Source organism: Chlorobaculum thiosulfatiphilum (assembly GCF_006265165.1).
GTDB classification, from domain to species: domain Bacteria; phylum Bacteroidota; class Chlorobiia; order Chlorobiales; family Chlorobiaceae; genus Chlorobaculum; species Chlorobaculum thiosulfatiphilum.
This window is the reverse complement of the sequence record NZ_VDCH01000003.1, coordinates 16,709-33,544: the sequence shown is the minus strand read 5'-3', so window position 1 is coordinate 33,544 and position 16,836 is coordinate 16,709. Positions and strand designations below refer to the sequence as shown.

Below are 16,836 nucleotides of genomic sequence, written 5' to 3'. Positions count from 1 at the left end.
CACCTCGCAGCATTTGCTCATCCACGATCATCTCTTTCTTACCCACCTCCGCATAAAAACTGCCACATCCGCCTTTTCAAGCTCACTTCTCGCAACCCCGTAAACCATTTCGACGAGATCGTCTTCCGGCGCATCGAAATCATCACCCGGCGGCGAGACCGAACGCGCCGCGCACTCCGGTTATCACCATCTGGGAGCCGATGACGGCAAGAATCAAACCCATCATTCGCGTAATGACGCCGAGGGCGCTGGCTCCGATGTAAGTGACGAACTTTTCGCCCGAAACGAAGAGCACGTAGGTGATGATGCAGAGCAGGCCGAACATGGCGATCGTCACGGCCATATCCATAAAATTCTCGCCCGTCGAGAAGTTCATCGCCGTAGCGATCGTGCCCGGCCCGGCCAGAATCGGCATCGCCAGCGGCGAGACCGTTACGCTGAGCGCCGCTTCGAGCGACTTCTTTTTGTCCTTTTCGCTCGGGTGCTGCACACTTGACTGGTCGCCTTGCAGCATGTGAAAGCCAATCAGAAAAAACAGCAACCCGCCCGTAATCTGAAACGCGGGCAGCGTGATGCCGAAGAGGTCGAAGATGAGTTTCCCGGCCACCGAAAAGATCGTCACGATCAGAAACGCCAGCAGCAGCGCGCGCGACGCGACCATCGCCGTCGTCTTTTCATCATCGCCCTCCGTGAGGCTCAGAAAAATCGGCACACTGGCGATAGGGTTCATAATCGCGAAAAACCCCATGAACACCGTCAGCGCGTGAATCCACAAATTTTCCATACACTATCCAGTTCTTGCCGGGTTAACGGGAAAACTCCCGAACCGCTCTCTGACAAAAAAGATGGCCTGCCCCGTTACAATTCAACCTGTGCCTTTCTGACAATGTAAGAATTCAGCAACCACAAGAGAGCGCACCGAACCATTTTCGATTCACTCCTGTCTGTTTGGTTCGCCCATTCGTCCTGCTCTTCCACCTCAGAACTTCAGCATACACCCCACGTGATACGAGGCTGGCGAGGCGGTGTTGCGGAGGTCGTTGCCGCTGCTGTAAACTTCGCGGTCGTCGTACCACGTCGTTTCGTATTTGGCGGTCAGGTTGAAGTTTTTCACCGGCTCGAAGTCGAGCAAAATGAACCACGCTTTGCCCCGGCCATAGTAGGCGTTGATCGTGTAAACCAGCGGGAGGTCGTCTTCGTAGGCATACAGCGCGGCGTCGTAGCTGTCGGTGTCGAAGCGGGCCAGGCGGGTTTTGAGGGTGACGGGGCCGCTTTTCCAGTTGAGCTGCTGGTAGAGAAGCCACCCCTCTTCGCTCTCCGTCCCGCTGATGAAGTGGCTCCGGAGGCTCTTGAATGCGGCTCGCGATTTCAGCGTGATGCCTGGAGAACACCGGGCCACGAGGCTGAGCTGCGCCCGGTTGGTAATTTTGGGTACCGGCACGTAATGCGAAAACCCGACGTTTTTATCGAACTGCTTTTTGGCCTCCTCCTTCTCCTTGTGCTGATACATCACGTCCCAGCTCATCCAGCGGTTCTGCTTCCAGGTGGCGTAAAATCGCGTTTCGTAGCCCGATGATGAGAGGGCGTAATACCGCTTGTCGAGCACCGGAAATCTGAATTTATCGTACAAACCGGCAAGGGTCAGGTTGTCGAGCACCTTTGCCTTGAGTCCAAGATAGAGGCCCGACTCGTTCGCCGCGTTGTCGCCCCGCTCGGCGAATGCCCCGGCGAACGGGGAGTAGTAATCGAAGGCGTAGTCACGCATGGAGATGACGCCGGTAATCCCCTCGGCCAGATCGGCCTGAACGCCGCAGATCCATGACGTGGCGTCGGAGGCATCGGCGTATGCGGCTTCGCCGAAAACCTGGGCGTTGCGATACACGGCGCTCGCTTCGACCGATGCGAGCTGGCCGCCACGCTCGCCGTCAAGCAGTTCGAGAGGCAGGCCATACCGGTAGCTTGCCCAGGTCGCGCCGATGGCGGTGCTCAGCGCTCCGGCGCGATAGCGGTAGCGGAGATTCACGCCCTTGACCTCCTGAGTGAGGTTGTCCTTCTTTTTGAGTTCGTTCTCCGTGCGATGATAGCCGCCGGTGGCAATGCTCGTGACCACCTCATTCTTGATGCTCGCATCGACCTTGTTGCTCGAAGTGAAGGCCGTCACCTCGAATGGCCCCGGCGAGAGCGTCGCCGCCGCACCTTGCAGGAAGTTGTCCTCACCCGCCGAGTTGTAGGTCCGAAGCGCCGAGGCGAAGAACAGCACACCGTCGATGGCGTCCGAGCCTTTGAAAAAGTAGCGCCCCTGGCCGAAGAGCAAGCCCTGCCCGAAGCTGAGCTTGTAATTTCCGGCGACCGCCTGCCTCAGAATGCCGATCCGCTCGGCGTGAACGTTGAACGAGAGGAAGTCGTCGATCTCCGGCTCGCCGACATCGCTGTCCGACAGGAGATGCGCGCCAAAGTGCGGCGTGGCCGCCTGGAAGCGGCTGTAAACGTGCCGGTTGCCTCCGGCATACTTGCCGTTTTCGATCCCCGCGCGTGGCGGATCCTCCCAATAAACGCGCCCGATCACGCTGCCCCGGAGTTTTCCGGACGGCTCTTTTTTCTTTGCCGCGGGCGGCGGCTCGAACGAAAGGTACGGCGCGAGTCGGCGGGCGGCATCGACGCCGATCGCCGCTTCGAGCTGGGCGATGGAGTCGAGCGGGCCGCGCTTTCGCCGCCATTCGATGATCTTCGCCGCATCGGCGGCGCTCATCAGCGGCAGTTCGAGCAATCGCTCTTCGGTGGCGAGATTGACCGGAATTTTCTTCCGGCGCAGCTCTTCGAGATCGCTGAACAGCTCCTCGGCGGTGCTCTCCGGCTCCGGGCGGTCGAGAAGCTCTTCGAACGAGTCGAAGGCAAGCGCCGGAGCTGGCGAGGCCACGGACGCCAAAAGAAGGGCTGACGCCGTCATGCGGCGCAGCAGAGTGAGGTATGTCGGTTTCATCGCAAGGGGTCGATGAAGGTTGGAGAGAGAGAGGCGAAATTCCCGTTACACGAAACGGGAATTGTCAAATATAATCAGTGGCCGCCACACAAGCGATAGAGTTTTTCGACCTCATTGCGACTGAGGAAGCGCCACTCGCCGCGCCGGAGTTCTCCGGGGGTCAGTCCGGCGTAGGCCACGCGGTCGAGGCGCTTGACTTCGAAGCCGAGCGTGCTGAACATGCGCCGCACCTGATGGTTCTTGCCCTCGTGGATGCCGACGAGCACGCTCATGCCGTCGTCGAGAATTTTGGCCCGGCAGGGACTCACCTTTTCGCCGGTGTCCTTGAGCCTCATGCCGCTGGTCAGCTTCTGGAGCATCGCGGGCGGAAACTTCTCGTCAAGCGCGGCGAGGTACTCCTTCTGCACCTGCGACGACGGGTGCATCAGCCGGTGAGCCAGCGTACCGTCGTTGGTCAGCAATAACAGACCGGTGCTCTTCCGGTCGAGCCGCCCAACCGGGAAGACCCGCTCGCGGACATCGATAAAGTCGAGAATCTGCTGGCGGTCGCGCTCGTCGTGGCTGGTGGTAATGACATTCCGGGGCTTGTTGAAAAGGATGTAAACCTTTTTTGCTTCAGGCTTTGCCATGATCCGCCCATCGACGATCACCTCGTCGTTACGCGGATCGACCCTGAAGCCCGGCTCGTCGGCAATGCGGCCATTCACGCTCACCTTGCCTTCGAGCACGAGCTGGTCGGCAGCCCGGCGCGACGCGACCCCGCACATGGCGAGATATTTGTTGATCCTGACCTTCTCTTCCTGTACCTGCTTTTTCATTCGTTTACTTCAATTTGGCCGTTATCATTGTCATCCGTAGCCTCCGGCGATATGCCTTCGGCCAGATATTGCTGCTCCTCGTGTTCCCGAAGTATCTCCTTGATTTCACGCAACCTGGGCAAATCCTTCAGGCTCGGCAAGTGGAACAGGTCGAGGAATGCCGCGGTCGTGCCGTACTGCAACGGACGTCCGGGCGAATCGGCCCTGCCACGCACCTCGACGAGCCCGCGCGCGAGCAAGCGGTCGATCGGGTAGTCGGGACTCGCGCCCCTGATCTGCTGGATTTCGCCCTTCGTGACGGGCTGATGCCAGGCCACCACGGCAAGCACTTCGATCATGGAGCGCGAAAGCCGCCGCTGAATCACCGGCGCGAGCAACTGGCGAACGAGATCGGCGAACTCCGGCTCGGTGAGGAAGCGGTAGCCTCCGGCGATGGCGTGAATGCGGAAGGTTCTGCCGGTCGCCTCGTAGTCCCGGTTAAGTTCATCGACCGCCTCCTGAAGTTCGCCGGGCGTGAGCTTCTGGCCGGTGATCTGGCAGAGCGTCTGAAGGTTCACCGGCTCTTCCGAGGAGAAGATCAGCGCTTCGAGCGACCGGAGTTGTTGTTGGCGCGGCTCCTGCACGGTGGCTGTCGATGGTTGCGAACGCGATGCCGACGAGGTCAGGAGCAGCACTCCTTTTTGCGGGCCGTGGAGAACTCGCCGTCGATGCCGAGTCCTCCCTCGTAGGCGTACCACATCTCCTGGCACGGGAAGTTGCACTCGTAGAGCGCCTTGCCGATGATGACCGAATCCACGCCGTACTTTTCGAGCGACCGAAGCTTGTGCAGGTCGTCGGAGCTGCACACGCCGCCCGACGCGGTCACCTTCATGCCCGCCTTCTCGGCAAAACGTTTGGTGCTCTCGTAGCCAACCCCCTGCAACGTACCGTCGCGGGTGATGTCGGTGTAGATGATGCGCTCGACGCCGAGCTTCTTCATTTCGGCGGCAAGTTCGTAATCCTGCATGTTGCTGCTCTCGGTCCACCCCTTGATTTTGGGTACGCCGTGCTCGGCGTCAATGCCAACGACGATCTGCGAGGGGCGATATTTCTTGAGAAGATCGGCGACGAGGCCGGGGTTGGTGACCGCCGCCGAGCCGATGACCACGCGGCTGACGCCGATTTCGAGATACTTCTCGACCGCCTCGACGGAGCGGATACCGCCGCCGACCTGGATCGGAATGTCGAGCACGTTGACGATCTCGCGAATCCTCTCGAAGTTGACCGTCTCGCCGGTCAGGGCGGCGTCGAGATCGACCACATGGATCATCTTGGCGTTCTGCTTGCGCCAGATGACCGCCATGTCGCAAGGATTGTCGAGATAGATTTTCTTCTGGGCAAAGTCACCCCTGGTCAAGCGGACGCACTTTCCTTCCTTTATATCTATAGCGGGTATGATGAGCATAACGTATAAAACCTCAATAGCTTAAAATTCTGCAAAATTTTTCAGCACCTGCAAGCCCGCTTCGGAGCTTTTTTCAGGGTGAAACTGTACCGCGAAAATACCATTTTTCTCAATGGCCGAACAAAAATTTTTCCCGGCGAAAAAGGTGGTCGCGGCCACGCTTTCCGGCTCTTCGGGAACGCAATAGTAGGTGTGAACAAAGTAGAAATACGACTGGTCGGGAATGTTGCGGAAAAGGACTGAGTCCTTGCAGTAATCGACGGAGTTCCAGCCGATCTGCGGAATCTTGTCGGTGCTGCTCGTGAAACGGAGCACCTTGCCGGGCAAGATGTCGAGGCCCTCATGCGCTCCCATCTCCTCGCTTTCCGACAGAAAGAGTTGCATCCCCAGGCAGATGCCAAGTACGCTGCGCCCCTTGTCGATATGCTCCTTGAGCGCCTCGCCAAACCCTTGGCGGTTCAGCGCCTCCATCGCCGGACCGAACGCGCCGACGCCGGGAATGAGCACCTTTTCGTAGCGACTCATCTCCGAAGCCTTGTCGCTGACAACCGCCTCGATGCCGAGATACTCGAAAGCCTTGTGCACCGACCTGAGATTTCCGGCGCCATAGTCTGCGATAAATACCATGAAAGAAAGATTAAAACGTTGCTGATGGGCTCCGGATGGAGAAAAAAGCGCATGAAACCTCGAAAAAGTATCAACGCGTCTTTTTTTTAAGAAGTTCTCGCCGTATTATACACGCTTATGTGGCTTTCACCTTCTGCCTTGCTTCCCTGCTGAAAGTCATTCCAATCCACATATCACGAGTAATCGCAAGAACAATGTACAGGATTGTTTCCGCTATTTTTTTAGCTGAAAATATTAAAAAATTCGAAATCGAGGCTCCGAGGATCGCAAAAAAGCGAAAAGCCGGCCAGTTCGTCATTGTCAGGATCAACCCGAACGGCGAACGCATCCCTCTGACCATCGCCGATTCGAATCCCGAAACGGGCACCATCACCATCATCGCGCAGGGCGCGGGCAAATCGACACGTGAGTTGAACCGCAAGGAGGCAGGCGACTCGATCGCCGATGTGGTCGGCCCGCTCGGAACCCCTTCGCACATCGAGAATTTCGGCACGGCCGTCAGCATCGGCGGCGGCGTGGGCACGGCTATCGCCTATCCGACGGCGGCGGCGCTGAAAGAGGCTGGCAACTACGTCATCACCATCAACGGCGCGCGGTCGAAAGACCTCGTGATCCTCGAAGACGAGATGAAGGCGGTCAGCGACGAAGCCTACATCACCACCGACGACGGCTCGTACGGCTTCCACGGCTTCGTGACGCAGAAGCTTCAGGAGCTGATCGATTCGGGCAAGAAGATCGACTTCGTGCTCGCCATCGGCCCGATTCCGATGATGCGGGCCGTGGCCGAGGTCACTCGCCCCTACGGCATCAAGACCGTGGTGAGCCTCAACCCCATCATGATCGACGGCACCGGCATGTGCGGCGGCTGCCGCGTCACGGTCGGCGGCGAGGTCAAGTTCGGCTGCATCGACGGGCCGGAGTTCGACGCTCACCAGGTGGACTTCAAGAATCTTGCCGACAGGAACAGGATTTACCAGCACGAGGAGCATGAGGCGGACCAGGCCGCCGGCCACCAGTGCAATCTGACCGGGCAGGCGTAATTCCTGCATAATCTGACATTTTTCATCCAGGCAGTTCCACTTCCGGAGCCGTTTCGAGCGGCTTCCGGCGGGCTGGGCTGTCACGAAAACACGTTTCACCGCTAAACCAGCAATCGTATCATGGACGCTCGTACTATCACGGCCAAGGAACGCATGGCCATTCCGCGCCAGGAGATGCCGGCGCAGGATCCGCAGGTTCGCATCGGCAACTTCAACGAGGTCAACCTCGGCCTGACTCCCGAGCAGGCCCGGCAGGAGGCGCTGCGCTGCATCCAGTGCAAGGATCCGGTCTGCATCGCGGGCTGCCCGGTCAACATCAAGATCGACCAGTTCATCAAGCTGATCGCCGAGGGCGACTTCATGGGCGCGGTCAGAAAGATCAAGGAGGACAACGTGCTGCCGTCGATTTGCGGTCGCGTCTGCCCGCAGGAAGATCAGTGCGAGAAGGTGTGCGTCATCGGCAAGAAGCACGAGCCGGTGGCTATCGGCAACCTCGAACGCTTCGTCGGCGACTACGAGCGCATGAGCGGTCAGAAGATCGATCCGAAAATCGCGCCTCCGACCGGCAGGACGGTGGCCGTCGTCGGCAGCGGCCCGGCCAGCCTGAGCTGCGCCAACGACCTTGCGCAGTTCGGCCACAAAGTGGTGGTCTTCGAGGCGCTGCACGAACTCGGCGGTGTGCTGATGTACGGCATCCCCGAATTCCGCCTGCCGAAGGAGATCGTCCGCGAGGAGCTCGACGGCCTGCGCCGCATGGGCATCGAGTTCAGGACGGACGTGGTGGTCGGGCGCACCATCACCGTGGACGAGCTGATGGAAGAGGAGGGCTTCGACGCGGTCTTCATCGGCGTCGGCGCGGGCCTGCCCTGGTTCATGGGCATCCCCGGCGAGAACCTCGTCGGCGTACTCGCGGCCAACGAGTTCCTCACGAGGGTGAACCTCATGAAGGCTTACGACTTCCCGAACAGCAGCGACACGCCGGTCTTCGACTGCAAAGGCAAGAGCGTGGCGGTCTTCGGCGGCGGCAACACCGCGATGGACGCCGTACGCACCGCCAAGCGGCTAGGCGCGGAGCACGCCTACATCGTCTATCGCCGCTCCGAAAAGGAGATGCCCGCCCGCCAGGAGGAGATTCACAACGCCCTGCAGGAGGGTGTCGAGTTCCTGCTGCTCACCATTCCGCTCGAATTCATCGGCAACGAGCAGGCGTGGCTCACTGGCGTGAAGTGCCAGAAGATGGAGCTTGGCGAACCCGACGATTCAGGACGCCGCCGTCCGGTGGCCGTGCCCGGCTCGGAGTACGTGCTGCCCATCGACATGGCGATCATCTCCATCGGCAACGGCTCCAACCCGCTCATCAGGCAGACCACGCCCGACATCGAGGTCAGCAAGAAGGAGACCATCGTCGTTGACATCAACACCATGCAGACCTCCAAGGAGAACGTCTATGCCGGTGGCGACATCGTCACGGGCGGCGCGACGGTGATCCTGGCGATGGGCGCTGGACGCACGGCGGCGGCGGCCATCAACGAAAAGCTCGCCGGCAAGGCAAAGAGCTTCGAGGAGTGGTAATCGCGTGAGCGACCTGTACCGCTTCGGCATTTCGCTCGAAAGGGAACTGATCGAGGCTTTCGACCGGCACATCAAGGCCCAGGGCTACCAGAGCCGGTCGGAAGCCCTCCGCGACCTCATTCGCGAAGAGCTGCTCCGCAAAACGACCGCCGAAGGCGGCACGGTGGCCGGGGCGATCGTCATGACCTACGACCACCACAAGCGCGAGCTGGTCAACCGCCTGATCGACATCCAGCACGACTTCCACGACCTCATCATCTCGACCCAGCATGTGCACCTCGACCACGAGAACTGCCTCGAAGTGATCGCCGTCAAGGGCAACGCCCCGGAAATCGAAAAGCTCTCCAGCGCCCTCAAGGTGCTGGTCGGCGTGAAGCATCTCGACCTCTCCCTCTCCTCTGCCGACTGACGGGCATCCGGACATAACGGCCTTGAAACGCTCTCCGCGACAAGTTTCAAGGCCGTTACCTGTTGCTTGTCGATAGCACAAATCTTATTTTCATGCTATCGACAACCACAACATCGCTTCGCCATGCAGAAAAAAACCACGCTGCTCGCCTCGGCGCTCATACTTTGCTCGACGCCGCTTTTTGCCGCCATGCCCCTCCAGACCGATGACACCGGCACTCAGGGAAAAGGCCACAGCCAGATCGAAATCGGATTTGAATCCGTCAGCGACAAGGAGCGCGAAGCAGGCGTCTCATGCAAAACCACCGGCGGCGCGGTGTCGACCACGCTCAGCTACGGCCTTTCGGATACTATCGACCTGGTCGCTGGTATGCCGTGGGAGTGGTACACCGAAAAAGAGGATGGCGTGAAGATGGCAGACGGGAACGGCATTGGCGACGTCGCGCTGCAAATCAAGTGGCGCTTTTACGAACTGCCCGACACCGGCTTCAGCCTTGCCCTCAAACCCGGTCTCACCCTGCCGACCGGCGATGAAAAGAAGGGCCTCGGCTCCGGCAAGGTTTCCGGCAACGTGACGCTCATCGCCACGCGCGAGGCCAAACTGGCCAGCTATCATATCAACCTTGGCTACAACCGTAGCGAGTACAAGCTCGACGAACTCAGCGAATCGTCGAGAAAAAACATCTGGCGAGCCTCGCTGGCCGCCGAGCTGAACGTAACGGAGAAGCTCAGAGCGGTAGGCGATATTGGCATCGAGACCAATTCGGACAAGGATGCCGATTCCGATCCGGCCTACATTCTCGGCGGCCTGATCTACGCGGTCGCCGACAACGCCGACCTCGACCTCGGCATTCGTGGCGGCCTGAACGACGCCGAGACCGACACCACGCTGCTCGCCGGCGTGACGATGCGCTTCTAACCAGACCACGGGAGAGCGAACCATGCACATGTCGGACGCCTTGCTTTCGCCGGTTGTCGGTGGCGCGTTCTGGGCAATCAGCGCCGGCGTGATCGGCCTGTCGTCGAGGAAAATCCCGGCGGAACCGGACGGCTCGAAGACCGTGCTGATGGGGGTGATGGGGGCGTTCGTCTTCGCGGCGCAGATGATAAACTTCACCATTCCCGGCACCGGATCGAGCGGACACATCGGCGGCGGCCTCCTGCTCTCGGTGCTGCTCGGCCCGTGGCGGGCCTTCATCGCGCTCGCCTCGGTGCTCGTCATCCAGGCGCTCTTCTTCGCCGACGGCGGCCTGCTCGCCCTCGGCTGCAACATCTTCAACATCGCCTTCATCCCGGCCTTCGTCGCCTGGCCGCTCCTCTTCCGCCCCATCGCGGGGGATGGCAGCGCTCCGATGCGACTCGCCACGGCGAGCATCGCCGCCGCCACGCTCGGCCTGCTGGCCGGAGCCTTTTCGGTGGTGACGCAGACCATGCTTTCCGGCATCTCCGACCTGCCGTTCAACCTCTTCATGCTCTTCATGCTGCCGATCCACGCGGTTATCGGCATCGTCGAAGGAGTGCTGACCTGGGGCGTACTGTCGTTCATCGCCTCCACCGAACCGGGGCTTCTGCACGCGGCCTCCGAAACTCGCGCCCCGAAAACCGGCATCGTGACGGCGAGCCTCTTCGCCGCCGCCCTCGCCATCGGCGGGGCGCTCTCGTGGTTCGCCTCGTCGAATCCGGACGGCCTGGAATGGTCGGTCGCCAAAGTGACCGGCAAGGAGGCGCTGGCCTCACCCGCCGAAACAGCTCACGAGTTCCTCGAAGGATTGCAGAAAAAGCTGGCCATCCTGCCCGACTACGATTTCAGGAAAACCGGTGAAAAGACGACAGTCCCGGCATCGCCCGTCAACGCCGGAACCTCGCTCTCCGGCATCGCGGGCAGCCTGATGGTGCTCGTGCTTGCCGGAGCGGCGGGCCTCTTCCTGCGCAAACGCTCGCCAATGTCCGAAAAACTGTGACGAAGCGTTTCGACATCGGCACTCTGCGCAACGACAATCCATCGCGCAAGCTGCCCGTCGGCGACGGCGCGGCCATCGTCATGCTCGCGCTCTTCATCCTCTTCGTGATCTCCGTTCCGAAGTTCGACCTCGCCGGAGTGATCGCCTTCGCCGCCTTTCCGCTGCTGCTCGCGACCGCCGCCAGCATCCCGCTACTGCCGCTGGTGAAACGCCTCGTGATCGCTTCGCCCTTCATCCTCTTCATGGCGGCGAGCAACCTCGCGCTCGACCGCTCGACCGCCGTGACCGTCGCTGGACTGGCCATCACCGGCGGCGCGGTTTCGGCCTCGGTGATCGTGCTGAAAACGCTCGTGACGCTCGCCGCGCTGCTCTCGCTCATGGCGGTGATGCCGTTCCACCGCTTCGGCATGGCGCTCCGAAGCCTACGCGTACCGGAGCCGTTCGTCACGCAGTTGCTGCTGGTCTGGCGCTACAGTTTCCTACTTGCCGAAGAGGCCGAAATGATGCAGAAGGCTCGTGACCTGCGCAGCTTCGGGGGACGCGGCAAAGGGCCGCTCGTGACGGCGCGGCTCATCGGCTCGCTGCTCATCCGCACGACGGCGCGGGCCGAATGGATCTACATGGCAATGAGTGCTCGCGGCTTCAGCGCGGCGCTGGATTCGCGCCCGGCCATGCCACTGAAGCCCGGCGACCTCGCTGCAATCGCGGGCGCGGCGGCGATTTTGGCTCTCGTCCGTTATTTTTTCTGAACGCTTTTTCCGGCAGGAGCACCCGATTTGATTGACATCGACCAGCTCGCCTTCACCTACCCCGATGGCGCCAAAGCGCTCGACGGCCTCAGCCTGCGCGTGGCAAAGGGCGAATCGGTCGGCATCGCCGGTTCGAACGGCGCAGGCAAATCGACCCTCGTCAGCCACCTGAACGCCTGGCATCTGCCGCAGGCGGGATCGGCGCGAATCGGCGGCATCGCGGTGGAAAGGAAAACGGTCGAGCAGATTCGGCAGATGGTGGGGCTGGTGTTCCAAAAACCGGACGATCAACTCTTCATGGCGAGGGTTTACGACGACGTGCTTTTCGGCCCGTCGAATCTCGGTATGGACGAAGCACAGAGCCGCGCCGAAGCCGAGCGGTTGCTGCGGCTGTTCGGGCTGTGGGAGCTGCGCGACAAGCCGCCCGCGCACCTGTCGCAAGGGCAGAAGCGCTTCGCCGCGCTGGCGGCGGTGCTCGTCATGCAGCCGGAGCTGCTCGTCATGGACGAACCCACCTCCGACCTCGACCCCCGCAACCGCCGGATGCTCATCGGCCTGGTCAACAACTTGCAAACAACAAAACTCACCGTCTCCCACGACCTCGATTTCATCTGGGAAACCTGCGAGAGAGTTTGCATCATGAACAAAGGAAAGATCGTCGCCGACGGCCCGACAAAAGATATTCTCGCGGATCGTGAGTTGCTGGAAGCGAATGGCTTGGAGCTGCCGCTGCGATTGCAGGGGGGATAGGGTGATTGTTGTTCTTTGATTTTTTTTATTAGATTAAAGCTATCGCTCAATAATTTAAATAACAAAGCCATGAACGACCAAATTACATTTGAGCTTTCTGTTTATGCAAGAAAAAATGAGATTACTCAATATCTTGATAATGCAGCACTATCATATAAGGAAATCTACAAGCCAGTAACGATGGCTTTTGATCATGCACTTGGGTCTCCACAAGATTTTCATTTTATTGTCACAATTTCAAAGTCATTAGCTCTTAGTATTGCATCTGGCTTTATAAAAGATGGAATACAATTACTTGTCATCAATGGGATGAGAAAATTATCAAATAAGAAGCCGCAAGAAATTGCAGATATTATCACGAACAACAAAAACATAAATGAGGAGGAAATACAGTGAGTATAGTACATGTATTTAAATTTAAGATGTATGATATTCGTACTGATGAATTCATAATATCTGGACGTTGGGGAACGCCTGAAGCAATTAGAAGTTTAGGCGCTACTTGTATCGAGCAACAAACCATGGAAATTGATGAGTCAGAATTAACTGATGGATTAACCATAAAAAATTACGACTTACACAAACACAATGAAAAATATGATCCTTGCCCAAATGGGGGTTTCCAACAGATTGTTCATCCTCAAATGCGAAAATGAATAGCCTTTACAAAACGGATAATTCGTTGAACAGTTATTCAAAATCGTATTAGCCAGTGGCTTTATGTCTTCGTGCATTTTAAGGCAAGCGAGAATTTTAAAAAATACAATACAAATAAATCCATGATTTTATTTCAATCAAAAGAGTACTATCATTCTCAACAGTAATATTATCATCGCATATCATTTTCAAAAAAAAGCGTGAATTATCATCTATGTAAACATCAAAAAATCCATGTGAATCACAAGCATCATCCATAAAAAATTCTTCCTTATTGTTAGACTTATAATAAAATCTGCATTGCCCACAAAATGAACAGTATGTCGTATTTATCTTGATTTTTGCCAAAGAGTTTTTTGGCGCTCTTACTTTAACGGCCGTATAGACATTATTTAAGCTCATAATCTCTTTTGTCCCAACATAGCTCTTGCATATATTAATATCACCACCATATAAAAATGTGTTTTGAAAAATAAACCTTCCGCCCAACATATTTTCCAAATCACTTTTATCTATTTTTAAGAGTTCATAAATTGCATCTTGGTCTTTACCCCAAACATAATATGGAGCAAATGAAAACCGAATAAAAACCAGCAAAAGAATTCCAAAAATGATGCAGAATAGTGAATTTTTAAAATCCGAATCCGAAAACCAATGATAATGCTGAATAAATAAAAAAATCACAGTGACAAAGATGCTTCCAAAAACTGCATCAACTTTTTTAAAAAAATCTTTAAATACAAAATTAACACAAAGGGATAAATAGGCAATAAGTCTTTCAGTTGATTCTTTTATTTTTTTCATATTTAAGGGCATCTCTAAAAAGTCTTATGAGGTAGCTGAATTAGTGAGAATTGCAGTGTGTAAGCGATTTTACAGATGTATTAATAAAGTTTTTTAGGTGATTTTCAGAGGAGTATTCGACTTTTTAGAGATGCCCTTAAGCCATTTGTTACATTTTTTAATCAAAAGCTCTATCAAGAATATCGTGACTTGATTCATAAAACAGCAAGGTAAATATTTTTATCTCCTTGCTTTTGTCGGCTATAGCTCATTATAGGGTGAGATTGTTATTTATACAGACGTTGACCTAATAAAATGCAGGTTTTATTAGGTCAACGTGGCCAAAATGCTTGCAACACTACTGCGCCAAAAAAAACAGGGCGGGCATAAAACCCGCCCCTACAGCGTAAAATCAAAAATCCGAAAAAATCCTCTTCATCTCTTCCATCCCCTCCGTCCTATCTGACCTATCCGTCCTACTCTTCCGTTGCAGCTCCGCTCTCCGGCTCGCTCTTTTTGCGAGTCGTGCGGCGACGTGCAGGACGGCGGGTTTTCTTCTCCGGCTCGGGCGCTTCGGCTGTTGCCGGAACAACCTCGGGGACTGCGACGCTCAAGGGTTCTGGTGCTGGTTTCGGCGCTGGTGACGCGGCGAGCTTTGGCGCTTCATCCGCCGTCGCATCGGCAGCCTTCGGCTTCCGCGTGGAGGTCGCGCGCGGCTTGGTCGCTCGTGACCTCGTCGATCTCTTCGGCTTGGCTTCGGTCGAGGCTGGAGGCTCGGCAGCGGACTCCGTCACCTGTGCCCCGGATGCGGAGGCTTCCGGCGCAACTGGCTTTTCAGGCGCTGGCTCCGGCCTGGCGGATTTCGGAGCGTCCGCCCTGACTGGCTTCGCGGAACCCTGCTTCGGAGCTGACAATGCCGGAACGCCGGACTTTCGAGCAGCCGCTTCGGGTGCGGCCGACGACAGTACGGACGCGCTCTTCGGAGCGGGTTCCGGCGCAGCCTGTTTCGGCTCTTCCGCCTGCGGCGCAACCGGTTTTGCGGCTACCGGTTCAAACGCGACCGAAACCGGAGCTGCCGCCGAAGCTTCGGCAGGCAGCGCATCGGGCTTCCGGCCCTTGCGTTTGTCGCGGATGTAGAGTTCAGAGTGATTGTTGCGGAACTCGATATCGAACATGTCGATGGAGCGCACCAAGTCGGAAAGCCTTTTGTAACCGTAGTTTCTCGGATCGAACGACGCCTGGTTGGCGATGTTCTTGCCGATCTTGGCCAGGTTCGACCAGCCATCATCCTCCTGCGCGCTGTCCACGGCGTTGAGCAGCAGCGTCCGGAGCTTGCCGTCGCTCCGCAGCTCGTGGCTGCTCTTGCGGCGGAAGCTGTCGCTTTTGGTCTGCTCCTTCTCGCCACCGAGCGAATCGATATAGAGAAAGGTCGAGCAAGCGTTCACGAATGGCGACGGGGTCGATTTCTGTCCAAACCCGTAAACGTTCAAACCTTCCGAAAGAATACGCATGACAAGTGGCGTAAAATCGCTATCGCTCGACACAATGCAGAAAGCGTCGAGCTTCTTGCTGAAGAGCAGATCCATGCCGTCAATGGTCATCGCCATGTCGGTGGCGTTCTTGCCCTTGGTGTAATCGAACTGCTGGATCGGGCGGATGGCGTAATCGTGCAGTTTGTCCTCCCACCCCTTCAGCGAGTGGCTCTTCCAGTTGCCGTAGGCCCTGCGGATGTTGACCACGCCGTATTTGGCCATCTCGGCCAGAATGAAATCGATTTTGTCGCTCGGCGAATTGTCGGCATCGATAAGCATTGCAATCGTTTCCCGGCTATGCTCCATAATGGTATCCTCGTTGGTCTTACCGGCCCCTCGTCAGGAAGCGGAAAGAAATAGTTGAAAACCCGGCATCTTTCTAACAGAAGGAGACGCGGGCAGTTGAAAGGTGTCGGCAGCCCCGCTCCCCAAATGGCATTTACTGAGCGGTAAGCAAAATTTTTCACCTTTTGCAATATAAAGCCGCGAATGTTCGATTCATACGGCCCGGCTTTGCAAATCGCCGGAAAAAGCCAGAATCTGCCGCGATGCGGCGACGACTCTTCCGGCAAGGCACGCGATCAGATGCGGCGAATCGTTCAGGCAGGGAATCGTTTCGACGCTCACGGATGGCGCGATGGCGGAGAACGCCGATTCACGATGCAGCGTCTCGTTGCCATCGGAAAAGTACCCGGCGGCGAAGAGCGACACATGCCGGAATCCTTTGCCGATCACCATCCGCGCGGCCTCGTCAAATGACGGAGTGCTCCACTTGCCGCCCACGGCGTGGTTCAGAAATGCGGTCGTGACCGTGCCCCACGGCGTTCGCGGATCGGCTTCGATGAGAGCCGTGAGCCGCCGCGCGAACTCGACCGTCTCCGCGTGACCGGTGTGGAACGCGGGCGGAGCGCCGTTGCGATCCTCGACGAGCGTGCCGTGAAAGAGCAGCATCAGCGCATTCCGCTCTTTCGGGCCACTCGGCAGCGCCCGCCCGCTTCCGAAGAGATAGTCGAGATAACCGCGATGCAGCGTTTCGTCCTCCCACAGCCGCCCGATCACTCGTGTGCGGGCAAGCTCCCCGGGCGAGCAACACTTCGAAAGATGGGCGCAGAGCAACCCGCAGCTCATGGCATTGTCCACCGGAGCCATTGGCGCCACGATCAGGCCGTCATAACCGTGGCGCTTGTCGAGCACCGCTTCGACGCCCGGTTCCGAAGCCGAAAACGCCGCCATCACCTCGAACTCGACGTCGGCACACGTCGCGTCGAGATGCGCTTGCAACGCGCGAGCCTGAAGGCGCGTCAGGGGATTCTGCGGCGATCCGGATGTTTTTCTGCCGATCTTTTTTCTGACCGATGAGCTGAAGGAGATGAAATGGCGCAGAGGCGCGGGCACGTGAATCACCTCCGAGGCGCGTTGAAGGGTGTGCAGGCTCACCTGATAATTCTCGAAAAACCCGCTGGTTTCGGCCTCTCCGTGGGCTGCCAGCACCACGGCCATTCGCTTCGCGCTCAC

Annotated in this window: 17 protein-coding genes and 1 pseudogene; 9 read left to right on the top strand and 9 right to left on the bottom strand. The window is 57.5% G+C overall.

Translation table 11 applies throughout. From position 1 onward, the window contains the following. Nucleotides 1–142: 142 nt before the first annotated feature. The 6 genes from FGF66_RS02405 to hisH form a co-directional block, all read right to left on the bottom strand. Nucleotides 143–784 carry a MarC family protein gene (locus tag FGF66_RS02405; RefSeq protein ID WP_139456112.1) on the bottom strand — a complete coding sequence of 214 codons (642 nt, stop codon included), beginning with the start codon at nucleotides 782–784 and terminating at the stop codon, nucleotides 143–145. 195 nt (nucleotides 785–979) lie between these two features. Further along, nucleotides 980–2,980 (bottom strand): ComEA family DNA-binding protein, encoded by a 2,001-nt coding sequence (locus tag FGF66_RS02400; protein WP_139456111.1) that lies wholly within the window; start codon nucleotides 2,978–2,980, stop codon nucleotides 980–982. Between the two features lie 74 nt (nucleotides 2,981–3,054). Then, entirely contained in the window at nucleotides 3,055–3,798 is a 744-nt protein-coding gene (locus FGF66_RS02395; RefSeq protein WP_139456110.1) for a pseudouridine synthase, read from the bottom strand. Continuing rightward, entirely contained in the window at nucleotides 3,795–4,421 is a 627-nt protein-coding gene (gene scpB, locus FGF66_RS02390) for an SMC-Scp complex subunit ScpB (RefSeq protein WP_139456227.1), read from the bottom strand. The genes FGF66_RS02395 and scpB overlap by 4 nt, the downstream gene beginning before the upstream one ends. A gap of 38 nt (nucleotides 4,422–4,459) precedes the next feature. Continuing rightward, nucleotides 4,460–5,242, bottom strand: a complete 783-nt coding sequence (gene hisA, locus FGF66_RS02385) for a 1-(5-phosphoribosyl)-5-[(5-phosphoribosylamino)methylideneamino]imidazole-4-carboxamide isomerase (RefSeq protein ID WP_139456109.1) — start codon at nucleotides 5,240–5,242, stop codon at nucleotides 4,460–4,462. Between the two features lie 21 nt (nucleotides 5,243–5,263). Then, nucleotides 5,264–5,869: an imidazole glycerol phosphate synthase subunit HisH gene (gene hisH, locus FGF66_RS02380; protein ID WP_139456108.1), complete on the bottom strand. Its 606-nt coding sequence runs from the start codon at nucleotides 5,867–5,869 to the stop codon at nucleotides 5,264–5,266. A gap of 194 nt (nucleotides 5,870–6,063) precedes the next feature. On the opposite strand from hisH, the gene FGF66_RS02370 reads away from it, so the two are divergent. From FGF66_RS02370 to FGF66_RS02330, 9 genes are all read left to right on the top strand, one after another. Continuing rightward, a complete protein-coding gene (locus tag FGF66_RS02370; protein WP_139456107.1) occupies nucleotides 6,064–6,909 on the top strand; it encodes a sulfide/dihydroorotate dehydrogenase-like FAD/NAD-binding protein in 846 nt (281 codons plus the stop codon). 120 nt (nucleotides 6,910–7,029) lie between these two features. Next, nucleotides 7,030–8,481: an NADPH-dependent glutamate synthase gene (gene gltA / locus FGF66_RS02365; protein ID WP_170181173.1), complete on the top strand. Its 1,452-nt coding sequence runs from the start codon at nucleotides 7,030–7,032 to the stop codon at nucleotides 8,479–8,481. 4 nt (nucleotides 8,482–8,485) lie between these two features. Next, nucleotides 8,486–8,890, top strand: coding sequence for a nickel-responsive transcriptional regulator NikR (gene nikR / locus FGF66_RS02360; RefSeq protein ID WP_139456106.1), 405 nt, complete (start codon nucleotides 8,486–8,488; stop codon nucleotides 8,888–8,890). Nucleotides 8,891–9,013: 123 nt separating this feature from the next. Beyond that, on the top strand, nucleotides 9,014–9,808 hold the full coding sequence (locus tag FGF66_RS02355; protein ID WP_139456105.1) for a transporter: 795 nt from the start codon (nucleotides 9,014–9,016) through the stop codon (nucleotides 9,806–9,808). Between the two features lie 22 nt (nucleotides 9,809–9,830). Beyond that, nucleotides 9,831–10,850 carry an energy-coupling factor ABC transporter permease gene (locus FGF66_RS02350; protein ID WP_139456104.1) on the top strand — a complete coding sequence of 340 codons (1,020 nt, stop codon included), beginning with the start codon at nucleotides 9,831–9,833 and terminating at the stop codon, nucleotides 10,848–10,850. After that, nucleotides 10,847–11,599, top strand: coding sequence for an energy-coupling factor transporter transmembrane component T (locus FGF66_RS02345; protein WP_139456103.1), 753 nt, complete (start codon nucleotides 10,847–10,849; stop codon nucleotides 11,597–11,599). The genes FGF66_RS02350 and FGF66_RS02345 overlap by 4 nt, the downstream gene beginning before the upstream one ends. Nucleotides 11,600–11,626: 27 nt before the next feature. Then, entirely contained in the window at nucleotides 11,627–12,349 is a 723-nt protein-coding gene (locus tag FGF66_RS02340; protein WP_139456102.1) for an energy-coupling factor ABC transporter ATP-binding protein, read from the top strand. A 69-nt stretch (nucleotides 12,350–12,418) separates the two neighbouring features. Further along, nucleotides 12,419–12,745 carry a hypothetical protein gene (locus FGF66_RS02335; protein WP_139456101.1) on the top strand — a complete coding sequence of 109 codons (327 nt, stop codon included), beginning with the start codon at nucleotides 12,419–12,421 and terminating at the stop codon, nucleotides 12,743–12,745. Continuing rightward, entirely contained in the window at nucleotides 12,742–13,005 is a 264-nt protein-coding gene (locus FGF66_RS02330) for a hypothetical protein (protein ID WP_139456100.1), read from the top strand. The genes FGF66_RS02335 and FGF66_RS02330 overlap by 4 nt, the downstream gene beginning before the upstream one ends. Nucleotides 13,006–13,102: 97 nt before the next feature. On the opposite strand, the gene FGF66_RS02325 is transcribed toward FGF66_RS02330, so the two are convergent. The 3 genes and pseudogenes from FGF66_RS02325 to FGF66_RS02315 form a co-directional block, all read right to left on the bottom strand. Next, on the bottom strand, nucleotides 13,103–13,810 hold the full coding sequence (locus tag FGF66_RS02325; protein ID WP_139456099.1) for a hypothetical protein: 708 nt from the start codon (nucleotides 13,808–13,810) through the stop codon (nucleotides 13,103–13,105). Nucleotides 13,811–14,829: 1,019 nt separating this feature from the next. After that, nucleotides 14,830–15,627, bottom strand: a pseudogene (locus FGF66_RS13085) (NYN domain-containing protein); the annotation flags it as partial. A 192-nt stretch (nucleotides 15,628–15,819) separates the two neighbouring features. Continuing rightward, a complete protein-coding gene (locus FGF66_RS02315) occupies nucleotides 15,820–16,836 on the bottom strand; it encodes a ferrochelatase (protein WP_139456097.1) in 1,017 nt (338 codons plus the stop codon).

What these genes read in the sequence shown, in the direction of transcription:
- FGF66_RS02335 (WP_139456101.1), top strand. Translation starts at nt 12,419, where the DNA reads ATGAACGACCAAATTACATTTGAGCTTTCTGTTTATGCAAGAAAAAAT.
- FGF66_RS02350 (WP_139456104.1), top strand. Translation starts at nt 9,831, where the DNA reads ATGCACATGTCGGACGCCTTGCTTTCGCCGGTTGTCGGTGGCGCGTTC.
- FGF66_RS02370 (WP_139456107.1), top strand. Translation starts at nt 6,064, where the DNA reads ATGTACAGGATTGTTTCCGCTATTTTTTTAGCTGAAAATATTAAAAAA.
- hisH (WP_139456108.1), bottom strand. Translation starts at nt 5,869, where the DNA reads ATGGTATTTATCGCAGACTATGGCGCCGGAAATCTCAGGTCGGTGCAC.
- gltA (WP_170181173.1), top strand. Translation starts at nt 7,030, where the DNA reads ATGGACGCTCGTACTATCACGGCCAAGGAACGCATGGCCATTCCGCGC.
- FGF66_RS02325 (WP_139456099.1), bottom strand. Translation starts at nt 13,810, where the DNA reads ATGAAAAAAATAAAAGAATCAACTGAAAGACTTATTGCCTATTTATCC.
- hisA (WP_139456109.1), bottom strand. Translation starts at nt 5,242, where the DNA reads ATGCTCATCATACCCGCTATAGATATAAAGGAAGGAAAGTGCGTCCGC.
- FGF66_RS02395 (WP_139456110.1), bottom strand. Translation starts at nt 3,798, where the DNA reads ATGAAAAAGCAGGTACAGGAAGAGAAGGTCAGGATCAACAAATATCTC.
- FGF66_RS02355 (WP_139456105.1), top strand. Translation starts at nt 9,014, where the DNA reads ATGCAGAAAAAAACCACGCTGCTCGCCTCGGCGCTCATACTTTGCTCG.
- FGF66_RS02405 (WP_139456112.1), bottom strand. Translation starts at nt 784, where the DNA reads ATGGAAAATTTGTGGATTCACGCGCTGACGGTGTTCATGGGGTTTTTC.
- FGF66_RS02400 (WP_139456111.1), bottom strand. Translation starts at nt 2,980, where the DNA reads ATGAAACCGACATACCTCACTCTGCTGCGCCGCATGACGGCGTCAGCC.